General features: G+C 42.7%; 18 protein-coding genes and 1 pseudogene. 7 read left to right on the plus strand and 12 right to left on the minus strand.

What is annotated here, in order from left to right; all coding sequences use genetic code 11:
• Position 1 precedes the first annotated feature (1 nt).
• The 3 genes from CS948_RS08170 to CS948_RS08180 are packed head-to-tail and all read left to right on the plus strand — an operon-like array spanning position 2 to position 8,535.
• Positions 2 to 3,091 carry an efflux RND transporter permease subunit gene (locus CS948_RS08170; protein ID WP_099291200.1) on the plus strand — a complete coding sequence of 1,030 codons (3,090 nt, stop codon included), beginning with the start codon at positions 2 to 4 and terminating at the stop codon, positions 3,089 to 3,091.
• On the plus strand, positions 3,088 to 7,818 hold the full coding sequence (locus tag CS948_RS08175) for an efflux RND transporter permease subunit (RefSeq protein ID WP_099291201.1): 4,731 nt from the start codon (positions 3,088 to 3,090) through the stop codon (positions 7,816 to 7,818). The genes CS948_RS08170 and CS948_RS08175 overlap by 4 nt, the downstream gene beginning before the upstream one ends.
• A 15-nt stretch (positions 7,819 to 7,833) precedes the next feature.
• Positions 7,834 to 8,535, plus strand: coding sequence for a hypothetical protein (locus CS948_RS08180; RefSeq protein ID WP_099291202.1), 702 nt, complete (start codon positions 7,834 to 7,836; stop codon positions 8,533 to 8,535).
• A 34-nt stretch (positions 8,536 to 8,569) separates the two neighbouring features.
• On the opposite strand, the gene CS948_RS08185 is transcribed toward CS948_RS08180, so the two are convergent.
• On the minus strand, positions 8,570 to 9,892 hold the full coding sequence (locus CS948_RS08185; protein WP_099291203.1) for an ATP-binding protein: 1,323 nt from the start codon (positions 9,890 to 9,892) through the stop codon (positions 8,570 to 8,572).
• 159 nt (positions 9,893 to 10,051) lie between these two features.
• On the opposite strand from CS948_RS08185, the gene CS948_RS08190 reads away from it, so the two are divergent.
• From CS948_RS08190 to CS948_RS08200, 3 genes and pseudogenes are all read left to right on the plus strand, one after another.
• A complete protein-coding gene (locus CS948_RS08190; protein WP_099291204.1) occupies positions 10,052 to 10,552 on the plus strand; it encodes a hypothetical protein in 501 nt (166 codons plus the stop codon).
• A 73-nt stretch (positions 10,553 to 10,625) separates the two neighbouring features.
• Positions 10,626 to 10,778, plus strand: a pseudogene (locus CS948_RS21970) (DUF4172 domain-containing protein); the annotation flags it as partial.
• 203 nt (positions 10,779 to 10,981) lie between these two features.
• A complete protein-coding gene (locus CS948_RS08200; RefSeq protein WP_099291205.1) occupies positions 10,982 to 12,823 on the plus strand; it encodes a hypothetical protein in 1,842 nt (613 codons plus the stop codon).
• 72 nt (positions 12,824 to 12,895) lie between these two features.
• Here CS948_RS08200 and CS948_RS08205 read toward each other — a convergent pair whose 3' ends face one another.
• The 9 genes from CS948_RS08205 to CS948_RS08250 all read right to left on the minus strand — a co-directional run bounded on the left by CS948_RS08205 (position 12,896) and on the right by CS948_RS08250 (position 19,990).
• Positions 12,896 to 13,351 (minus strand): hypothetical protein, encoded by a 456-nt coding sequence (locus CS948_RS08205; RefSeq protein WP_099291206.1) that lies wholly within the window; start codon positions 13,349 to 13,351, stop codon positions 12,896 to 12,898.
• A 14-nt stretch (positions 13,352 to 13,365) separates the two neighbouring features.
• On the minus strand, positions 13,366 to 13,818 hold the full coding sequence (locus CS948_RS08210; protein ID WP_099291207.1) for a hypothetical protein: 453 nt from the start codon (positions 13,816 to 13,818) through the stop codon (positions 13,366 to 13,368).
• A 13-nt stretch (positions 13,819 to 13,831) separates the two neighbouring features.
• On the minus strand, positions 13,832 to 14,320 hold the full coding sequence (locus tag CS948_RS08215) for a hypothetical protein (RefSeq protein WP_099291208.1): 489 nt from the start codon (positions 14,318 to 14,320) through the stop codon (positions 13,832 to 13,834).
• 2 nt (positions 14,321 to 14,322) lie between these two features.
• A complete protein-coding gene (locus CS948_RS08220; protein ID WP_099291209.1) occupies positions 14,323 to 14,787 on the minus strand; it encodes a hypothetical protein in 465 nt (154 codons plus the stop codon).
• 3 nt (positions 14,788 to 14,790) lie between these two features.
• Positions 14,791 to 14,967, minus strand: coding sequence for a hypothetical protein (locus CS948_RS21640; protein ID WP_176554975.1), 177 nt, complete (start codon positions 14,965 to 14,967; stop codon positions 14,791 to 14,793).
• Between the two features lie 352 nt (positions 14,968 to 15,319).
• Entirely contained in the window at positions 15,320 to 15,811 is a 492-nt protein-coding gene (locus CS948_RS08230; protein ID WP_099291211.1) for a hypothetical protein, read from the minus strand.
• 14 nt (positions 15,812 to 15,825) lie between these two features.
• Positions 15,826 to 16,782, minus strand: coding sequence for a hypothetical protein (locus CS948_RS08235; protein WP_099291212.1), 957 nt, complete (start codon positions 16,780 to 16,782; stop codon positions 15,826 to 15,828).
• A gap of 104 nt (positions 16,783 to 16,886) precedes the next feature.
• Positions 16,887 to 18,197 (minus strand): hypothetical protein, encoded by a 1,311-nt coding sequence (locus CS948_RS21455; RefSeq protein ID WP_141560908.1) that lies wholly within the window; start codon positions 18,195 to 18,197, stop codon positions 16,887 to 16,889.
• A 53-nt stretch (positions 18,198 to 18,250) separates the two neighbouring features.
• The gene (locus CS948_RS08250; RefSeq protein ID WP_099291214.1) at positions 18,251 to 19,990 is read right to left on the minus strand and encodes an O-antigen ligase family protein; all 1,740 of its coding nucleotides are present in this window, start codon (positions 19,988 to 19,990) and stop codon (positions 18,251 to 18,253) included.
• Positions 19,991 to 20,173: 183 nt separating this feature from the next.
• Here CS948_RS08250 and CS948_RS08255 point away from each other — a divergent pair, with 183 nt between their 5' ends.
• Positions 20,174 to 20,884, plus strand: coding sequence for a hypothetical protein (locus tag CS948_RS08255; protein WP_099291215.1), 711 nt, complete (start codon positions 20,174 to 20,176; stop codon positions 20,882 to 20,884).
• Here CS948_RS08255 and CS948_RS21460 read toward each other — a convergent pair.
• Both CS948_RS21460 and CS948_RS08260 read right to left on the minus strand, forming a co-directional pair.
• Complete coding sequence (locus CS948_RS21460; RefSeq protein ID WP_141560909.1) at positions 20,881 to 21,090, minus strand: hypothetical protein; 210 nt, start codon at positions 21,088 to 21,090, stop codon at positions 20,881 to 20,883. The two genes, CS948_RS08255 and CS948_RS21460, sit on opposite strands and share 4 nt — an antisense overlap.
• A complete protein-coding gene (locus CS948_RS08260; RefSeq protein ID WP_099291216.1) occupies positions 21,062 to 21,688 on the minus strand; it encodes a hypothetical protein in 627 nt (208 codons plus the stop codon). The genes CS948_RS21460 and CS948_RS08260 overlap by 29 nt, the downstream gene beginning before the upstream one ends.
• Between the last annotated feature and the right edge of the window lie 31 nt (positions 21,689 to 21,719).

The following is a 21,719-nucleotide window of genomic DNA, read 5'->3' on the forward strand; positions in this document are numbered from 1 at the left end:
TATGAACAGTATCACCAAATTTGCAGTAAAATACCCGGTGAGCGTGCTTATGCTCACGCTGGCGGTATGTTTACTGGGTACGATATCTTATAATAAACTGGGAACAGACCTTTTCCCCGACTTGAAAAATCCCGCCCTTTACGTGGAAGTAAAAAGCGGACAAAGACCACCGGAAGAGGTTGAAAGACAAATCACTCAAAAAGTCGAGGGTACTGCCGCACGACAGGAAGGTGTACAAAGCGTTTACAGCATCAGCAGGGTAGGATATTCCAAAATCACGGTTGAATACGGCTGGGATCAGGATATGGATGCCGCTTTTTTAGATCTGCAACGTGCAGTTTCCACCTATGCCCAACAGGACAACGTGGACGAGATTAACGTCACCCGTTATGACGCGAACGCCAGTCCGATTATGACTATCGCACTCACGCACAACGAGATCAAAGACATGAACGAGTTACGTAAGGTCGCGGAGAATTATATGCGCAACGAACTTGTCCGCGTGGGTGGAATAGCAGATATTCAATTAAGCGGTCAGGAGCAAGCTATCGTGGAAATCTCCACGGACGCCTACATGCTGGAAGCTTTCGGGTTGACGGCAAACACTATCGCTTCCCAGATTACCGGCATGAGTCAGAACGTGTCCGGGGGAACGATCACCGACAACGACATCCGGTACATGGTAAAGGGGGCGAATCTGATCAATACCATTGAAGATATTGAAAACATCATTGTCGCTTTCAAGGAAAATACCTCTTCCACCTCCAACGCATCATCACAAGCGTCAACAGGATCGAGTAAACCGAAAGCCCCAATCTACTTGAAAGATGTCGCCACGGTAAGTATCCGCAATCAAGAACCCGAGAATATCGCCCGTTACAACGGTGAACGTTGCTTGGGTATCAGTATATACAAGGAGAACAAGTACAACACGGTAAATGCCGTCGATAACCTGCTCGTGAAACTCGATGAATTCCAAAAAAGTTTACCGGGATACGAGTTCCACGTGATCAGCAACCAAGGTGATTTTATCGGAAGTTCTATCAATGAAGTGAAGGACTCCGCTTTGATAGGTATTCTGCTCGCGGTTATCATTCTTTATTTATTCCTGCGACGGGTGAACATGACGCTTATCGTGAGTGTATCCATTCCGATATCTATTATCGCCACGTTCAACCTGATGTATTTCAACGGGCTATCCATCAATATCATGACATTGGGGGGACTTGCCTTAGGGGCGGGTATGCTCGTGGACAACGCTATCGTGGTCATGGAGAATATCTTCCGAAACATGGAAGAGAATCACCTCTCTCCCACCGAAGCAGCGGTGCGAGGCACATCGGAAGTGGCAGGAGCAATCACGGCATCCACCTTAACCACCATTGTCGTGTTCCTCCCGATTGTTTACCTGCAAGGTGCGGCAGGTGAACTGTTTAAAGAACAGGCATGGACGGTCAGCTTCTCGCTGCTATCCTCTCTGTTCGTGTCCATCTTGTTCATTCCCATGCTCGTGTCAAAATTTCTGGGTAAAAAAGACGGAAGAAAAGGTCATGCCATCACGATAAAAGGTTTCGGTAACTTCGTGGGACGCGTATTAAAAGTAAAATATGCCGTTATTCTGGCGGCTCTCGTCCTGATGGTAATATCTTACTTGATGCTGCCTTTTATCGGGATGGAGTTCATGCCGAAAGCGGAATCCAAAGAGCTTGCCATACTCATCAATATGGAACCCGGTACCCGACTGCAAAACACGGACAATGCCGTGGCGACCATTGAAGATGCCGCACGCACACTGGGCGGCGATGATATCGAATGGATATACACGCAAGTCGGTCCCTCCAATCTGGAAAGCACAAGCGGCGGCAAACTGGAAGAAGACAACCAAGCACAAGTAACCGTGAAAATTAAAAAAGATTCCAAACTGGACGCTGATTATTTTATCACGAATATAAACGCGAACTACCAACTCCCCGAAGGTGTTGAAATCTCCTACGAAAAAGGAGAGTCCGCCTTACAAAGTATTCTCGGCACGGAAGGAGCTCCTCTCGTGATCGAAGTGAAGGGAGAAGAGCTGGATATATTAAACGAATTGTGTTCCTCCATAAAAGAAAAGATATCGGGCATCCCCGGACTCTATGATATCAAGACCTCTATGGAACAGGGCGCTCCCGAGGTAAACATCAAGATCGACCGGTTGAAAAGCGGTATCTACGGAATCAATGTCAAAGAAGTAAGTGATCAGGTAAGTGAAAAACTGAACGGTAAAGAAGCGGGTTCCTTCGAGAACAAGGGCGAAACTATCGATATCAGTATCAAAGTACCCGAAGTTTCTCTTTCAGAGATGGAACAAATCGAAATCACGCAAGGGGACAAAAAATATCGCCTCGCTGAAATAGCGGATATCGAAATCACTTCCGCTCCGCGGGAAATCGGCAGAGTAAACCAAAGCCGCACGGGTACGGTTACAGCGATGATCGACAAAGGATACACGTTAAGCCACATCACTCCTTCCATACGCGAAAAACTATCGGAAGTAGAGTTCCCGGCAAAATACACGGCAAAGATTACCGGAGAGGAAGAAAAAAGACAAGAATCATTCGGCGGACTGGGCTTCGCCTTAGGTCTGTCCATACTGTTAGTGTATATGGTTATGGCTGCTCAATTCGAATCTTTACGCCACCCGTTCACTATTCTGCTGACTATCCCGTTAGCCGGGGTAGGTTGCGTGTGGGCATTCCTGATTACCGGACAAACACTCAACATGATGGCATTTATCGGTATCATCATGCTTGCCGGTATTGCCGTGAACAGTTCTATTATACTCGTGGATGCAATCAACCGCCTGAAAGCGGACGGTCACCCGTTGGACGATGCTATCAAAATGGCTGCCCAACACCGCGTACGCCCGATCATCATGACCAGTGCCACCACTATTCTGGCATTGCTCCCCATGTGTTTCGGTTTCGGGGAAGGAGCTTCGCTCCGATCTCCCATGGCATTAGCGGTTATCGGAGGGCTTCTGACCTCTACCGTCATGACCTTGATCGTCATTCCATGTGTGTATTACGTTATTGATAAAAAGAAGTCATGAAGACCATTATAAAAAGACGAGTTCTCATCTCGATGTTATTCATCGGGTTGGTACTTATGGGAATCTTTTCCCAGAAGCACCTGCCCATGGAAATATTTCCCAATGCCGAATTACCGGTATTGAGTGTCAACATCAGAGCCACTTCGAATTTGGAACTCGACCCCACGTACGTTGAAAATCACGCCGCTATCCCGGTAGAAGGCGCTATCAGTTCGCTCGACGGAGTGGAAAAAATAGAAACGTACATCAGTTCGTCAGGTGTTTCAATCCGAGTTGCATTGAAACAAAATGTAGACTTGAAATACGCGTTCCTGCAACTGGAACAAAATATAAAGAGCATATCCAAGAACATTCCCGAAGAATTTACTTGTACTGTCAACAAATCCTCTGCCGGTTCGGCAAGTGACAACTTCATGCAGTTGCAAATCCTCGGGGAAGACGATATCGACTATGTCCGCAACATCGTGGATAAAGATATCACCCCCTATCTCGAAAGCGTGGACGGTATCGCAGAAGTCCGAATCGTGGGTGGCCGACAAAAAAGTATCGAAGTCATTATCGATTTGGAACGATGCAAAGCACTAAATCTCACGCCATCTATCATCAGTAGCAAGATATCTGCAAATCTGGCGGAAAAAACATTTGCCGGCTCCGTGTACGAGAACAATAAACGTTATTTCGTCAACGTGACGGCAGAATACCTTGCCACCGAAGACCTTGGAAGTATCGTTGTAGCCGAAGGACCAATTCTGCTAAAAGATATCGCGGAAATCCACTTCGGGGTGAAGGAAGAAGACTCCTATTCCCGTGTAAACGGTAAGGAGGTCGTAACCTGTAGATTATACAAATCCCCTTTGACCAACGTGATTGATTTGTCTGAAAAAGTACGGGCAGAAATCGACCGACTGAATGAAGAGATAGCCTCCAAAGGGATCAGTATCGACATTCAGGAAGATCAGGCTGAAATCATGAGTGATAATATCAACGAAATTATCAACCTTGCCATATCGGGAGCTTTTCTAGCTATTTTCGTCCTCTTCCTATTCTTGCGCAAAATACATATCGTGTCTATTGTCGCTTTCGCTATACCGATATCCGTGTTCTCGTCCTTCTACTTCTTCTACTTGTTCGGCATCTCGATCAACACGCTTACCCTCACCGGTATTGCGCTCGCGGTGGGAATGTTACTGGACAATTCCATCGTGGTCATGGAAAATATCTATCGCCTGAAGGCCACAGGTATGCCCACGGATGAAGCCTGCGTGCAAGGAACCGAGGAAGTATGGAAAGCAGTCCTTGCCGCCACGATCACCACGATTATGGTATTCCTGCCTTTCCTTTTTGCCGACCGTTACGAGATTAAACTTATCGGAGAACATATCGGGGTGTCCATCGTCGCCACGCTGACCATATCGCTGGTCGTGGCGTTACTGCTGATACCCATGGCAGTCAATGCTATTTTGAAGAGGAAACCGAACGACGTTAATTTCAGCAAATTGTCACTGCACAACCGCCTCGTGCAAATCTACATGGCAATACTGAAAATGTCCCTCCGCCGCCCGGCACAGGTTATCATCTCCGCACTCGTGGTGCTTCTCGTCACGGTAGTGCTATCCACTTCCCTGACGCTAAATACTCTTAGAGAAATTCAAACAAACACGTTCAACGTGTACATTACTCCGCCAACCGGATACACGTTACAAAAGACTGACGATATGATTCGCCTGTTCGAGGATGAATTGCTCGAGGTCAAAGAGATCAAAACATTTACGTCCGACATCAGCGAAGATAACGTGGATATTACCATCCGACTGAAAGACGATTTTGAAAAAATCAACAATAAATCTATCCCACAGTTGAAAGACGAAGTACTGAAACTGGCAGATAAAGTAAACATATCCCAAATCAGCCTTCAAGCAACAGAAACCGCCGAGAGAGGTGGCGGCGGCATGTTGGGCAACGCCTCACTGCTTCGCCTGATGAATATCGGGAGCCAAAGCGAGAAAGTCGTTATCAAAGGACAGGATTTCGAGGCTATGACAAATTTTGCCGAATACTTGAAATACCAATTCGAAGACCTTGACAATATTTCTTATTCCAATGTCAGCAGTCAATCGGGTAGTTCTGTGGCAAAAATGTTCTTTGACCAGTACTTGATGGGAGTCAACGACATCACTCCCGGCAACGTGGCAAATGAACTCAATAATTTCGGTCCTGAAAGCACGGCATCCACAAAATACAAAGCGGGTGACGAAGAATATGATATCATTATCCGGGACGCCACGTATGACGAAAAAGACAAGACTACACAAACCCGTACGCTTGAGGATCTGCGCAATATGCAGGTGACGAACTCCAAAAACGGACTGGTAGAATTACGTGATTTCGCCCGCATCAACCTCGGACGGGACAAAGGAAGCATCATTCGTATTAACCAAGAGAAGGAAGTCACTCTCTATTACGCTTTCAACTCGGATATCAACGAATCGAAACCTCTGCTTGAAGCGGCACGGGAAGAGATTGACGAGCTAGTGCAAGGCTTGGATGTCCCTGCCGGAATCGCCGTACAAGTCGTTCACGAGGAAAATGAAATGGATGATTTCACTTTCCTTATACTGGCCGCATTCGTCCTTATTTACATGATACTCGCTTCCGTGTTCGAATCGATATCAGCCCCTATCGTGCTGATGTTCACGATCCCGTTGGCAGCAATCGGCTCGTTATTGGCATTATTGTTCACGAGCAACCCGTTGATGAATGCCAATGTCTTTATCGGCTTTATCATCCTGATCGGTATCGTGGTAAACAACAGTATCATCCTTATAGATTATACCTCATTGCTACGCCGCACGGGCAACCGGAAGCAACGCGCTATCATAACCTCCGGCCTATCCCGCCTGCGACCTATCCTGATCACGGCAATCACGACCATCGTGGCTATGGTTCCGCTGGCTCTCGGCACGGGAGAATACGTGTCCGGACTAGGCGCCCCGTTCGCGATCACTGTAATAGGCGGATTGACTATGAGTACATTGTTGACTCTAGTTATTATCCCCACGCTCTACTCCGGTATGGAAGACGCCCTTGCCCGCCTGCACTCGCAAAGCTGGGTGATGAAAATCATACAAATCGCGGCATTCATCGTGGCACTCACTTGTGTCTATTTCTGGACATATACAGTGCTCGACCGAATACTTTACGTCATTCTGACCGTTATACTGGTACCGGGCATCACGTGGTTCCTTGAGGACAGTCTTCGCCGTGCCCAAAGCAACATCATCCCTGCCGACGAAGAACTGGAAATCAAAGTATGCAATCTCGTGAAGATATATGGTCGCCCCTCCCGTTTCGAGCGGGAATGGACTTCCGGGCTGAAAATCAGGGAACGTCTGGGCTTGAAAGAGCAATACCGGGAGTGGAAAGACCTGCAACCCCTGCTATGGTCGCTACCCATCCTCGGCTTCATGTATTACTTCACGTTCAGTTATCAAGTATTATTCTTGTGGGCGGTCATCTTCGCTTTCATCACGTGGATCATGACCCTCGGCACCATGAATATCTTCCGGGAATTTTGTGAAAACCGGAACGGTAAGATGATTGCCAAAATCTTGCGCGTCATCGCTATCGCCATCTATTACGCGGGACCTTTCGTTATCCTCTACTGGTCGAGCAACAAGTTCGACAATAGCGGGGGAGCTATTTTCCTCGGTATGTTCTGGTATATCGGTATCGCGGCAAGATACTTGTCCAACAAGATTAACAAGGAGAACATTAATATTGATCTGATTGACGGTCGCTTCCGTATGTTGAAGAAAACCATATTCCGTATGGCTTCCAAGGCTCCGTTCATCGGCGTGAAGAAAAAACCGTTCAAGGCGTTAAGTTCCGTTTCCATGGAAATCCATACCGGAATGTTCGGACTCCTCGGTCCCAACGGAGCGGGTAAAACCACGCTGATGCGTATCATCTGCGGTATTTTCGAGCAAAGCTACGGCAAGATATTTATCAACGGTATCGACACCCAGAAGAAACGGGAAGAGTTGCAAGGCCTAATCGGTTACCTGCCGCAGGAATTCGGAACCTACGAGAACCTCACGGCTTGGGAATTTCTCGAATATCAGGCTCTGTTGAAAGGCATCTACAACAAGCGTGTACGCCAGAACCGGATCGCAGAAGTACTTTCCGCCGTTCACATGTACGAGAACAAGGATAAGAAAATCGGGGGATTCTCCGGTGGTATGAAACAGCGTATAGGTATTGCCCAGACGTTGCTCAACCTGCCGCGCATCCTCGTGGTAGATGAACCCACGGCGGGACTCGACCCGCGGGAAAGAATCCGCTTCCGGAACCTGCTTGTGGAATTGTCGCGTAACCGGATCGTGATTTTCTCCACCCACATTATCGAGGATATCGCCAGCTCCTGTAATCAAGTGGGCGTTATCAACAAAGGAGAACTGAAATATCACGGTACTCCTTCCGATATGGCCAACATAGCCAAGGATGTCACGTGGACATTCGAAGTACCGGTACGGGATTTTGCCAAACTCCCGTCCGACCTGCTCGTCGTTCACCACATCCGCCAAGGCGATATGATCAAAGTACGTTGCCTCAGCGAGCGCAAGCCCGCCGAGAACGCCGAACGGATACTCCCCGCGCTGGAAGACTCCTACTTGTGGCTGTTGAGAACCGTCAAAATAGAGAACAAAGAACAAATTATAACCCAATAAAACGCACCCCCAATTATGCTTCAATTTTGGATAGCGATACAGAAACTGGTACAATACAACATCAAGATCATCTTCGGGAACAAATTCCTGTACTTCATGTTGAGTGCCCTCGTGTTCTTTATCATCACCGTGGTGGTGTACCTGCTGGGTGATGACGAGATCACCCAAGCAACCGCCTACTCGATGCTGATGCTGCCGAGCATCCTGCTCGTCTTCTACCCCATGTGCTTCGGGTTACAAAATGACCAAGATGCCAAAATCGTCGAAATCATCTTCGGGATCCCTAACTACAGCTACAAAGTTTGGTTATTCCGGCTCTTGATCTCGTATGTCATCTGCTTCGTCATCACGTTGATCCTTGCATTGCTCACGGATCTCGCCATCGTGTCCATTCCCCCGATGAACCTCGCCCTGCAAGCTATGGTACCCGCCCTCTTTATCGGTACGCTCTCCTTCATGCTGAGCACCACCATCAAGAACGGCAACGGAACCTCCGTGGTCATTATCATCATCGGGTTGATCCTCTTTATGATGAAAGAAAGCCTCGGTGCCAGCCAATGGAACATCTTCCTCAATCCATACGATGTTCCCCTCGATAAAAACCCGCAGATATTCTTCAACGCCGTTTTCCATTGCCGGATAAACATGTTGATCGCTTCTGCCCTCTTTATCATCATCGGTCTGAACAACACCCGCCACCGGGAAAAATTCATATAATAGTAATGCCGCCTCATGGGCGGCATTACTATTATTACATATCCTCCATCGAGAGTCCCCTCAATTGAATCGTGTAACCCTCCAATTCCTTACCGACAACCCTACGGAACTGCACGCTCTTTTCATTCAATTGGTTCATGTTAATTTTGGTCGCGTTACGCTTTATCTCGATAATCTCTGCTGTATTCTCCAATTCATTGACCGCCACCAGATCAATCTCGTTTTCCCCCTTCCTGTCCCAATATCCACCTATTCGGGTAAACCTTTTCTGTTCAACCAACTTTGTCCGAAAATAACGTTCCAAAATCTTTCCGCTAAACACGGGATAATCCCGCTCGATCACCTCCCTCAACTGACCATAAGCACCGATTTCTATCATATAACTGTATTTATACACGAACCGGAACCAAAATGTCAAAAAGTTATCCTCCAGCGTATAGCGCACATTCTTGGTTTCCACTTTAGAAAAAATAGGAGTAACCTTAGATATCAACCCGTAATCCCCTTCCAACTTCGTCAAATATCCTCCCACCTCGCGGTTCACCACCGCTTCTATCTTCGCTCTCGTGTTTTCCCCTCTCGCAATAGCCGAAAGAATAGTAAAATAATTCGTGTACTCTTTCCCAAACTCCTCCACGAGCATATTTTTCCCTTCGGGTATAAAAGTCGAATCCTCCCTCACGATGTAATCAAGCATCGCCTCCATGGTACACGCACCGGCATCCATCAACAATTGCACATACTTCGCCACTCCACCCGTGAACGCGTACAAAGCCAATAAATCCTCCGCCGTGTACTCCGGATTATGTTCCGCGAGAATTTCCTTCAACACGGAAGTTTCAAAAGGACGCACCATCAACATCCCGGTAGAACGCCCGAAAAGAGGCTCTTTCGAATTCTCGAATATCTTATGCATCAAGGAATACACCGATCCACTCAATAACAAATTTATCTTGCTCTCGTCCTTATTCAAATCCCAATGCCGTTGCATATCACTATAAACCGAAGGGGCAATATTATAGAACTCTTGAAACTCATCAATGATAAGATTAAACGCCCGTTCCTTCGATAACTCCATCAGAAAACCGAACAACTTCCCAAAACTACTTATTTCCCCCAAAAGCGGAATCCCCAATTTGTCCTTAATTTCCTGTTGAAAATCCTGACACAAGTAATTCTCTGCCTTACGTGCCACGAAAAAATACAATGTCGGTTGCCCTTCCGTCGCCCTCAACAACAATTGTGTCTTACCGATACGCCTACGCCCCATAACTACCGTCATCCGCGCGTTCCGGGTTGAACGTTCCCGTATATCCCGCAATCTCTCGATCTCTTTTTCTCTATTATAGAATCTCATTTCAATTCGTGTTTAATTCGAAACCTTCAGTTCCGAAACAGCCATTTCGGAAACAGCCATTTCTATAATGCGAATATAGCATAAAAAACACTTCTCTCCAAAAATTGGAAAACACGTCCAAAATTTTTATATTTGCTTAAACACAAAACAGCGTTTGTTATGCGAGAATTTCGTCAACCCTTTTGGCAATCCGACACTTCAAGAACCATGCTCAAACCTTATATTTATATATCCATAGGTTTAGTAGGCCTTATCACGCATCAAGTTTACAGTGATTCTTTTGAATTCAATCCCCTCGTGTTAATCCCGATCTTCTTGTGGCTCTCTATATATCCGGCAATCTTCACCCAGTATTTCTACCTCACCTTCACGGACGACCAATTCCTCCTCCGAAACAGCATCTACACCCGCTGGCAGCGCATATACAACTACAACGACATCATCAAAGTCAAACTCTTCGGAGGTCGAGGTTATAACTGTGGTCCCTACATCCAAGTCTTCACGAAAAACAACCCCAACCATGCCTGGAGCTACGTCATCGAACTCGTAGCGGCAAAAGACTTTCCCGATCTACTCGACACCTTCAAAGAAAAGAATATCCCCGTGGAAACCGACCAAGGTTTCGATTACCTCGTGGACAGAAACTTCACCCGGTTCTAATCCATTTCTCCCAAATATTGCACAACAAATCTGCAAAATTCCCATAATTTTCAATACAAAATCAACGGATAGTTTTAATGGAAAACTAACCTCATCCAAATGGGGAAAGATTACTAAATGTTCTCCCGATACCGCATTGCGTGATATACAAGATTTGATAAATAAAAATGTATTACGCAAAACGGATGAAGGGGGACGAAGCACGAACTATGAACTCGTGTTATAATTTTAAAGTTGCTCGCGAGGCTTCATTACCATGGTGCGGAGATTAAACACCATATTTGCCGCAATATATGCGGCAAATATCTTTACAAATTGTGTATTCCCCGAATATGTACAATAACAAACGTAACTCGCAACCTTCACGCAACCTTTTTTCTCGAAATATTACCCTACAATTATTTACTTTGCGGTAAAACGATTTATACCATGAAACTAAAATATATCTACATCATTTTTCTAGCCACTCTCTCTTGCCAAACCCGCAACGAGGCATTAGAAACAGCCTTACAACTAGCAGGCGAAAATAGAAGCGAACTCGAGAAAGTCCTTGACCACTATTCACAAAAACCCGCTGACTCCTTGAAACTAAAAGCCGCCGAATTCCTCATCGCCAACATGCCCGGGCACTACACGCTGCAAGGTGACCTCATCAACGCATACCGGGCAAAGATAGACGCTGACACCATAGGATGCTACCTTCATCATAAATTGCTAGACATATCATTCAGTGAAATCAATTGGCTTAGAAAAAATTCCTACCACGAAGAAGACGTGGAACATATCAAGGCAGATTTCCTCATCCGCCACATCGACTTATCTTTCGAGAAATTACACCAGTACAGCTGGTTAAAAGACATCCCTTTTGACATATTCCTAGAATACATTCTTCCTTACCGCTTCGCAAATGAACGTCTCGATTTATGGCGTGATTCCTTGGATATCGCACCACAAGCATTAGAAGACCTATTTTTCCTAGACAATACAAAATACATCATGCCAAAAATCATTAATGACATTCCTTTATCAAAACCGATAACAAAGATCAACCCCCAAATACTCTCTGAACTACACCTTCAAAACATTTTAAGGGAATGTACTCATTGCGCCATAGCAGACAATCTTACACACCGTATTGCAAGCATTCCTTCCTGTATCGAATTCATCCCCCGCTATGCCAATCGCAACGGTTTTCACCAGTGGTGCAAAATAGTATCTTCCGAATCAAAAAACACGGCAGTCATGGGAGTAAACAACCAAGCAGCCAAAGTATATCAAAAAACCTATTCACGCGACCGAGTTGTCACCCCTGCGAAAGGCGAATACATCCCCGACTTCTTTCTTAATCCTTTCTATAAAGATGTTAGCGACCACTACGTGTACACTGCCGATGTCATTACCTCCGCGCAGAAAAAACTACCCGCATCCTCACGACACGCCTACCTGTGTGTCTTCAACAACCTCGAGTGGCAACCCGTTGACATCACGACCCATCAGCAATCAGCCGTCAAATTCAAGAATATCGGCAAAAACCACCTTTACCTGGTAACGTATTATCAAAAGAAAAAAATGCGCCCCATGCACTTTCCTTTCATCTTAAACTTGAAAGGAGAAATCAAGTATCTTGTACCGAACACTTGCACCCGACAAAAAATAACAATCAAAAGAAAATATCCTTTTAACGACTTGCTACACGCATTCAACAAATACCTACAACATCTCGTGATAGAAGCTTCCAACGATCCGAACTTCCTCACCCCCGACACGATAATATCCCAGTTTGACACCTCCCCTGTAACCTATGCACAAGGATATAACAAAACAGACAAGCGATTCAGATATTGGCGAGTATCGAATACCACCACTCACCCTGTATACATGGCAGAACTATCCTTTCTTGACAAAGCAGGCAAGCCATTAAAGGGAAAAACCTCCCCCTCGGATTCTTTGATTCTTGACAATGACCCTCTAACTAATATCACTCTCGACCCCATGAAAAAAATCATTATCGATTTTGACACTTCAGTCCATGCTGCAAAAATCGTGTGCCTTCCTAGAAGTGACGGCAACGGAATTTACCCGGGAAACGACTACGAGCTGTTCTATCATGACTTGAACGGTTGGCAATCACTAGGACGACAAATAGCCCCCGATTATTACCTCGAGTATCACGATGTCCCCCGGGGGGCTTTACTTTGGCTTCATAACCACACGACAGGCATTGAAGAAAGAATATTCACCCACGAAAACAAAGAAATTCGATTTTGGTAAACAAGGAAGTGAACAGCAAATACCGTACCCGATTTCTTGAAAGGACGACGAAATGTTTTCATAACCCAACTTCTATTTTACCCACTCATCAAGATGGACTGTTTCAACCAAAATTCCCTTACCCCGAACTATATTTACAATCTCTTGATAATCACTCGGGGCTACTAAATCGATAAAATAACGCCTAGATTTCCCTTTTTCCGTGAAAACCTGAATGTAATGATTTGACATCCCACCCAACCACACGAGCGTTACTTTCACAATATCTTCATAAAAATACTCGCCTTTCCAAAAAAAGAAGACTCCATTTTGAACAACTAGCCTATCATCATATAATATCACGTAAAAAAAAGAGTATGGATGAAAGCACAATAAAAATATCAACACGAAAATAACACCCATGTACATTTCCCATGGATAACCCATTGAACAAAAAATAGGAAAACCTAATAACAAAACAAAAACAAAACCCCATTTCGATGCTCGAATTTCTTCCGATTTCCAAAAAGAACGACGAAATATTTTCATACGACAAATTCTTTTCAAGATAAATACGCTTCAAGCCCTTCCGTTTCTACGGCAATCCCTTTAGCTTTAATCATCTCCACAAGTTCTCTGTAATCTTTAGGTGCAACAACATCTATACAATATCGTTTCACTTTTACCTCGTCCTTCTTAGTGAAAACTTGCATGTATATATTATTACCCCGTTTTATTTTGACCCGTGCAATATCCCCGTACAAGTATCCCTTTTGCATGAAAGAGTACACCCCGTTCTTGATAATCAATTTATCCGCTGATAATATCACGTAAAAATGTAGGGTAAAATAAATCGGGAATAACAAGTAAAAAAAACAAATACTTCCCAAACACGCCCAAACCGATTGCGTGGTAATAAAAACAAATGGAGCAAGGATCATTGTCACTATAAAAGTGAGCATAAAATTTACTTTAAATAAACTCGTGTTCCACAAAGATTGACGAAATGTTTTCATAATTCAATTTTTATCATTTAGATTTATCTTCATCATTAAAAATACTGGCATAGACATCTATTCCTTCGGTTTCCACCGTGACACCTTTAGCCTCGATATCCTTTACTATAGCCTCGTAATCTTGAGGATCAACGAGATCTATCGTGTAACGCCATGATATCCCGGAAGACTTTCTCGTGATTATTTTCATGTATGGATACGTTCGATCTTGCCACCACTTTATTTTCACTTTTACAATATCGACATATCGTACCTCTTTCTTCCAGAATGAATAAACTCCATTTTGCACTATCAACTTATCATCCCGCAAGACAACATAGTAAAGCCTTGAGATATAAAGTTGTACTAATATAAACACGAATACAATCGAGGCTAATATACCTCGAACATTAAATTCAACAGCACAAGCTGCAAATCCCCACAACAAAACAAATGTTATCAAGGCAAATTTAACATCAAATGCTGTACCCGATTTCTTGAAGGGACGACGAAATATCTTCATACTTAAAATGCATCTATACCTTTTGTCCTAACATCTATATCTTTTTCTCTCAAAAAAGCAACTAACTCTGGTAAATCTTTACGACTTACACGATCCAAATAATAACGCCAAGCCAGTTTGGCTTTACTGGTTATGATTTGTATATAAGGTATTGAATTTCCTCCATGATCAACAATATTTACTCTCGTTATATCCTTGAAATACACTTTCTTCTTCCAAAATGGGAAAATAGTATTTTTCACAAACAAAACATCATCAAGTAAAATAACATAGAATTCTAAAAACAAAACCATGCAAAAAGGAAATAAATAGACTATAAATAATATTTTCACCATTTCCAAATATGAAAGACCTTCTACAATACCTGACGAAACAACTAATAATGTTAAAAAAAACAATCCTATAACAACAGGAAGTCCAAAAGCAGTTTTCCAAAAAGAACAACGAAATTTTTCATAACAATTCATTCCTCATTTAGATTTATCTTCATCTTTAAAAATACGGGCATAGACATCTATCCCTTGGGTTTCCACCGTAATACCTTTTGCCTCGACATCCTTTACTATAGCCTCGTAATCTTGAGGATCAACGAGGTCTATCGTGTAGCGCCATGATATCCCAGAAGGCTTTCTTGTGATTATTTTCATGTATGGATACGATTTATCCCCGTGCCACTTTATTCTTACTTTTGCAATATCTATATATCGTACTTCTTTCCTCCAGAATAAATAAACTCTATTTTGAATAATTAATGTCGTATCGGTTAAAATAATATAGTATAATTGTGATATAAAAATATGCATCACGCAAAAGCAAACTACAACTAAAAACAGAAAGCCTAGTATTGTAAATTCAGTATTAGGCAGAACAACTAGTCCCAATAAAACAAAAATTACAGTAAAAAATTTAACTTCAAAAACGGTATTAGATTTGCTAAATGGACGACGAAATGTTTTCATGGTTCCGCAATATTAAAATAACCTCATATTTCACAGGTTTTTAGTTTACTTTTTTATTTACATTTTTAAACAAATTGATGTAATCTGTAAGTCCTTTGGTTTCAACAACTACACCTTCCGCTTTAATCGCCTCGATTAAAGCAGAATAACTTTGAAAATTGATTAAATTAATCACATAACGCCATGAACCCGTTTTATTCTTCTTGGTTACAATCTGCATATAAGGATATGATAGTTTCCCTGCATAAACAATCTTAACTTTTTTTATATCATTAAAAAAAACTTCTTTTTTCCAAAATGTATAAACACCATTTTTTATAATTAATTTCTCAGGTGTCAAAACAACATAAAAACATTGTACTATCAATAAATGCAAACAAACTATTATAAATACGAGCAAAAACCAAAAAGCAGGAGAGTTAAATTCACCTCCAAGAAGAGCTGGAACCATGAATATTATAAAGAATATTATGAAATACCTAAACTCACTTGCCGTAAGAGTTTTTCTAAATGGACTTCGAAATATTTTCATACGACAAATTCTTTTCAAGATAAATACGCTTCAAGCCCTTCCGTTTCTACGGCAATCCCTTTAGCTTTAATCATCTCCACAAGTTCTCTGTAATCTTTAGGTGCAACAACATCTATACAATATCGTTTCACTTTTACCTCGTCCTTCTTAGTGAAAACTTGCATGTATATATTATTACCCCGTTTTATTTTGACCCGTGCAATATCTCCATACAAGTATTCCTTTTGCATAGAAGAGTATACACCGTTCTTGATAATCAATTTGTCCGCTGATAATATCACGTAAAAATGTCGGGTAAAATAAATCGGGAATAACAAGTAAAACACCCAAATACTTCCCAAACACGCCCAAACCGATTGCGTGATAACAAGAACAAATGGAGCGAGTAATATCGTTATTATAACTGTACATGTAAGATTCTTTCTGATTAAACTCGTGTTCCACAAAGATTGACGAAATTTTTTCACATCTACATCTAGAACATTACATGTTTCTTCTATTTTATATTGATTCCTATTAGGATAAACTGTATCAAAACCAGCAGTTTCAACTACAATCCCTTTGGCTCTAATCATCTCTACAAGTTCATCAAAATCTTTAGGATCGACTAAATCTATAACATAATCCCACACGAATGTTTTTCGATCCTTTGTCAAAACTTTCATATAAAAATTAAGACTTGGCTTAATTTCAACCTTTTCTATCTCTTGGTAAAGATATATCTTCTGCCAAAAAGTATAAACACCATTTTTAAGTATCAATTGATCATCTGTTAAGGTCACGTAAAAATACTGCGTAAAAAATGCAGGAAAACACATTATACTCCATATTGATAGCATTAATAAACAACACCATAAAGAATTAGTTGCCCAATACATTAAAAGAACAAAAAATATCCCTGCTATTATAGCCATTCTTATAAAAACTCTAGAAGTATTTGCTTGCCAAAAAGGACGACGAAATATTTTCATAAAAAATCAGATTAATATTTAGATAAAACAAAAGTAACTTTTTAAACAATATCTCGAATAGAAATTAAAATATAACCTCTCTCGAGATATTGTATTTTAACACTTTAAGCTATAGATGGCATGCTCGCTGAAAAGTAAACATAAACATTACCTCCATTCTTCAAAGGTACTTGAATTAACGATGCATGACTATAATATTTCATACCAGAAACAATGCCTACAATAGAACTCAACACACCAATACCTGTCATAATTGGCATTAAACATGGAACAAAAGAACAGAAAAAACATGCAACCCCAACTGCTGTATTTATAACCTCCCAAACATCTGGATCAGGCACATCTGGATCAGCAAAAGCCACAATAGTTTGAAACGCCGAAATCCCTGCAGCTAATCCTCCCATTACTTTACCAAAATTTTTTGCATATAATTTCACATCGGGCTGATTCAGAAAACCCACCCAAGAGGTTAGCACCGAGGCAGTATTAATTCCAATAGAAAAACCGCTTGTTGCGTCATATATTGGCGTACTTCCCCGCCTTTTTACATATGTTGCTTCTATATTCCCTCTCTCTATATTTTCTGTCATTTCTTGAAAATATTGCTGTCCTAATTCATAATCTGGATCATACCCAGAACCTCCGCCACTAGTTCCTCCTCCAGTAGAACCGCCACCAGTTCCCCCACCACCAATGGAACCGCCACCAGTTCCTCCACCGCCCCAACCGGGATACCATCCGCCTCCACCACTTTCACTATTCGAATACGTTGCAGAACGTGAAGTTTGTCCCTCTTGAAAGGTTAAAGTAGAATAATCTAAAGGTGCCCCTTTTCGCGTATAAACAGCAAAACTAAGAGCCTTTCCTATCAACAAAGGTTCCTGCATCTGCCCCTCTTTATACCCAACAGCTTTCCTAAAATCCCCGTTCAATTCCGAGTAAAACACTCGCCCGGTAAAAGGAGTTCCCTCTCCACCCACAAAATCATCATCAGGAACCAATGTTGCAACAAACATATCGGTTTCTTCCGAATCTTTTTGGCGAGCAATTACTAAACGACGCTGACAAAGTATCTTTTTTTCACAAAGGAATTCAGCGTCTTTAATTACACGCTCCACACATATTGCATTGGACTGCGAGTGAAGAGGAACTTCCGTGATAAAATAATCCTCGTTTTCGGACTCTATTGCCTCATCCCACTCCGGAATCAACTCCGGCACAACAAAACTAGAAGCTCTCGAGAGAGGATTCTTGAAAGTAAGCGGGGCCAAATCCGTGGCGTTCTTCTCGAAATAAGCTCGTGCTTCCGACACGTCAATACCTTGAGGCGCTTGCTCCTTGACTCCGAAATCATCTGAACAGGAATAAATCAAAGCCAAGATTATTCCCAAAATCCAAAACTTCATTTTTCTCATAATCATTTTTTTTAATAGTTTCTAAACAAGTTAAAACTCTCTTTTATTTAGCGTCATGACTGCTCTCCATTTTCCTCCAAAAATGCTCTCGCTTCTCCTCGTGCCCGTATCACGGAGGAATTCACCACTTTCACGGGAATCGTCAACATCTGCCTCGCTTCCCGCCCTGCTTCCTCCGGCATCCCCTTCAATTGATACAACTTGAACAAGAGATGATGAGGCACTATATAATTAGGTATCATATTCGCCGCGAGACGGTATTTCTGCTCCGCCTCCTTCCATCGCCCCTGATAGAAATAACATTTCCCCAAATCACTCGCCAGTTCAGACGTGGGACGTAAGCTCAATCCCTTCTCAAGTACGGGCTGCGCGTTAAGCAAATCCCCTCTCGTGTACAAAGTCCTCCCGTAACGTAAAACAAAATCGGGATTACCCCCCAAGCGCTCGTAACACACCTTCAGTTCACTCGTCTTCATCCGGGAAGAAACCTCCCGGGCTTCTGTCAAAAGAATATCCGCTTTCTTCTCGTGATAATACTCGATAGACAAGACAAACAAGAATAAAACAACCGCTATTCTCAATATAAAAGCAAAACTCGTGTCCAAGTCAACAACCCATTCCCTGGCGTGACGGGCATCACGGGCAACAATTGCCAGCGAAATAATGGCAACAACACTCACGAGCTCGACAGAGAGAGGATAACTGAACAGCCCGAATCCCAAAATCACAACCAAAACACCCCCGGCAAAACGAGAAACCCGATTCCCTTTCGCGGCGAAATACAACCCCATCACGACCACCCCCACGAAAAGCAACAACCCCACGATCCCCGTTTCACAAACCACCCGCAAAAATTCATTAAAAGCGTACTCGTTGTTTCCCGCCACTGACACGAACGGGGAATCGGGACGCATCTCGAACCACGCTCCCTGCGCGGGCATGTAGGCGGCAGAAAAAGAACCGCAACCAAACCAAGGTGCATCACGAAATATCGTACCGGCAACCCGCCAAATCAAGAAACGCCCTTGCACCGACACCGGATGCACCAGATAAAGAACATATATTATACTCACGGGAACAACAATCGCGAGCAGCAAGAAAATATATTTCCCGATACGATACTTTTCACGGATATTTCCAAAGAACCGAGCAACACCCCATTCTCTCCCCGTCAACACGATCCATAAAATTCCAATACCCAATCCTACCCACGCCGCACGGGAACCCAAGAATCCCAAGGTAATCAATAGTAACACGATCCCTATTCCCCGCAAACAGCGCAAATAAAACTTTTCCCTTCGATAAAAACCGACCAAACCGGCTAAACAAGCGATTGCAAGAAAAACAGCCAATATAGCGGGATTCATAAACCCTCCCGTTCCCGGGTACAAATAATGATACGACGGCAGCCAGCCTCGCAATTGAGTCCAAAACCACATCGCCTGAAAAATTCCGGCAACAAACAACACGTCAAAATAATACACCCTCACTCCCGTGTTTCGAACATAAACATACAACATGATCGCCGCACCACCTAACAGCAACTTCCAGGCAAATATAGAAGAGCCAATCCCAACCGTTCGCCCCGTGTACCACGTCACGAACAACAAGAAAAACAAATCTAACAAATTGAAACGACACCTCCTGCTCCCGGGAAACACGACCAAACAGACGAGCAACAACAACATACCCGCGAACCCTGCAGTAATACCCGGCAAAGAACGGTCCACGTGGAATAGCACGGGAGCAAGTAGCAAGATAAAGTATAACGGTACATTTTTAAGCGCGAACATACATCCTCATTTTAGCGTTCAACAAACATTTCACAAACGATTTGTAACAAAAATATTACTTCCTGTCTATCAAAACGAAAAAAAAGGTTGCTTGAAGGTTGCGAGTTGCCTCCAGGTAATTTTTCTGTTTCCAGACTATTCCCCTTTCCCGTTTCGCGTGTTATAGTATTAAACTTGGATCACATGAACAAAAAAATAATATTTGGTATTTTCATTGCCACGGTAGCATTTTCATCCTGCCGCAATAACTTCAACACCACTACTAGCAACGAAAACGAGATCTATACATTTCCAAACGTATGCCTAGACACGCTTTATCCTAAAGGCATTATCCCCAAATGGCTCAAGGATACGTTATCTGAAGAACAATACAATTTCATTTACAAGCTTAGTCAAAAATACGAGATGAGTTATTATCCTATTTCTCCTAACAACCATGCTCTTCACGAAAAATCTAACCTCAAAGAAAAAATCGAAATAGGTGGAAATATCATAACCGGAGGCGGACACATAATTGAAGGTGGAAATTTGGGATATCAAAACAGCATCAAATTATACTGTCAAACTCACACAATTTATGAAACGCAATGGGACTCGAGCATGCTACTTGTAAATATGAACGTGATATACGAGCACCACCCCTCGCGAGAAATAGCGACTATCAGAACAATAAACGTAAACACCAAATGTCATAACTCAAATTTTAATGCCTATTGGCAAACACGTTCTCGTGAAGAAAAAATTGTCAATAATGGCAAGACCTTGGATTTACACATCAATGGTTACCTTAAAACCTCCCTCGAAATTGAAGGACTTATTGGTATTGATTTAATAATAACATCCATAAATAAAACATTCAACCTTCCCGTGGAACTAAAGTTTAACGATGACTAACGCAACACCTGTCGCGCCATATCTTTTATTCTATCCACCCGCATACCAACAAGCAACGCAACACCTAAAACCCCAGCTGTAACATGACGACTGATGAAACAACTTGGGATACAAAAAACACCCGCTACAAACAAGAAACAATAGAATACCTTCTCGAGTGAAGCACCTGTCAAATTTTTACGGGATATCACGTTCATTAACCGCATACACTCTATTTAAAGCGTAAAAAGCTTGTTTCAACTCTGCAAATACCGGGGAAAGTCCCTCGTTCAAAAGCCTAAAATCACAAAATATACTCGTGTCCGGTTCCGGTTCTTTAAGAGCCTCGATAAAACAAGGAGGTATCGGGGAATTTTCATCCAAAAACCGCTTTAACTCATTATATTCCTTTTCAAATCCCAAACTTTTAGCTTCCTTTTCCGAGAGCGTCAGCACGTATCTGTCGCCTTGGACTTTCACGCTAGACATCAAAACTCGTTTTTTAATCGTATTTGCCCGTATCAACCCCAAGGTCATGAACCTTAACCGCTCGGGCATTTCTTTCAAGCGAGCATTCATCAATTTCACGAAATCTCGCACGTACGCCGTGTAAATCGCCGGGCATTCTTCAACATTCATCGGCATCATCAAAGAATCGTTTTCCACCCGAGGACATAACATCTCCGCGTATTTTACCCGCACTTTTTGCTGGGAGAATGACACGCTCTTCACTGTATCTCGGATAACAAACAAATCTACCGGGTTATACACTTCATCCGTACATCGGCAAAATAAAAACAAAAAAAATAACAACAATACTTTCATACTTTTAAAATATAATCTAACACACCATTAG

It is taken from the genome of Butyricimonas sp. Marseille-P3923 (assembly GCF_900184685.1).
Taxonomy (GTDB): Bacteria; Bacteroidota; Bacteroidia; order Bacteroidales; family Marinifilaceae; genus Butyricimonas; species Butyricimonas muris.

What these genes read in the sequence shown, in the direction of transcription:
- CS948_RS08185 (WP_099291203.1), bottom strand. Translation starts at nt 9,892, where the DNA reads ATGAGATTCTATAATAGAGAAAAAGAGATCGAGAGATTGCGGGATATA.
- CS948_RS08220 (WP_099291209.1), bottom strand. Translation starts at nt 14,787, where the DNA reads ATGAATTGTTATGAAAAATTTCGTTGTTCTTTTTGGAAAACTGCTTTT.
- CS948_RS21460 (WP_141560909.1), bottom strand. Translation starts at nt 21,090, where the DNA reads ATGCGGTTAATGAACGTGATATCCCGTAAAAATTTGACAGGTGCTTCA.
- CS948_RS08210 (WP_099291207.1), bottom strand. Translation starts at nt 13,818, where the DNA reads ATGAAAACATTTCGTCAATCTTTGTGGAACACGAGTTTATTTAAAGTA.
- CS948_RS08180 (WP_099291202.1), top strand. Translation starts at nt 7,834, where the DNA reads ATGCTTCAATTTTGGATAGCGATACAGAAACTGGTACAATACAACATC.
- CS948_RS08250 (WP_099291214.1), bottom strand. Translation starts at nt 19,990, where the DNA reads ATGTTCGCGCTTAAAAATGTACCGTTATACTTTATCTTGCTACTTGCT.
- CS948_RS08255 (WP_099291215.1), top strand. Translation starts at nt 20,174, where the DNA reads ATGAACAAAAAAATAATATTTGGTATTTTCATTGCCACGGTAGCATTT.
- CS948_RS08205 (WP_099291206.1), bottom strand. Translation starts at nt 13,351, where the DNA reads ATGAAAATATTTCGTCGTTCTTTTTGGAAATCGGAAGAAATTCGAGCA.
- CS948_RS08175 (WP_099291201.1), top strand. Translation starts at nt 3,088, where the DNA reads ATGAAGACCATTATAAAAAGACGAGTTCTCATCTCGATGTTATTCATC.
- CS948_RS08235 (WP_099291212.1), bottom strand. Translation starts at nt 16,782, where the DNA reads ATGAAAATATTTCGTCGTCCTTTTTGGCAAGCAAATACTTCTAGAGTT.
- CS948_RS08260 (WP_099291216.1), bottom strand. Translation starts at nt 21,688, where the DNA reads ATGAAAGTATTGTTGTTATTTTTTTTGTTTTTATTTTGCCGATGTACG.
- CS948_RS21455 (WP_141560908.1), bottom strand. Translation starts at nt 18,197, where the DNA reads ATGAGAAAAATGAAGTTTTGGATTTTGGGAATAATCTTGGCTTTGATT.
- CS948_RS08230 (WP_099291211.1), bottom strand. Translation starts at nt 15,811, where the DNA reads ATGAAAATATTTCGAAGTCCATTTAGAAAAACTCTTACGGCAAGTGAG.
- CS948_RS08170 (WP_099291200.1), top strand. Translation starts at nt 2, where the DNA reads ATGAACAGTATCACCAAATTTGCAGTAAAATACCCGGTGAGCGTGCTT.
- CS948_RS08190 (WP_099291204.1), top strand. Translation starts at nt 10,052, where the DNA reads ATGCGAGAATTTCGTCAACCCTTTTGGCAATCCGACACTTCAAGAACC.
- CS948_RS21640 (WP_176554975.1), bottom strand. Translation starts at nt 14,967, where the DNA reads ATGAAAATAATCACAAGAAAGCCTTCTGGGATATCATGGCGCTACACG.
- CS948_RS08200 (WP_099291205.1), top strand. Translation starts at nt 10,982, where the DNA reads ATGAAACTAAAATATATCTACATCATTTTTCTAGCCACTCTCTCTTGC.
- CS948_RS08215 (WP_099291208.1), bottom strand. Translation starts at nt 14,320, where the DNA reads ATGAAGATATTTCGTCGTCCCTTCAAGAAATCGGGTACAGCATTTGAT.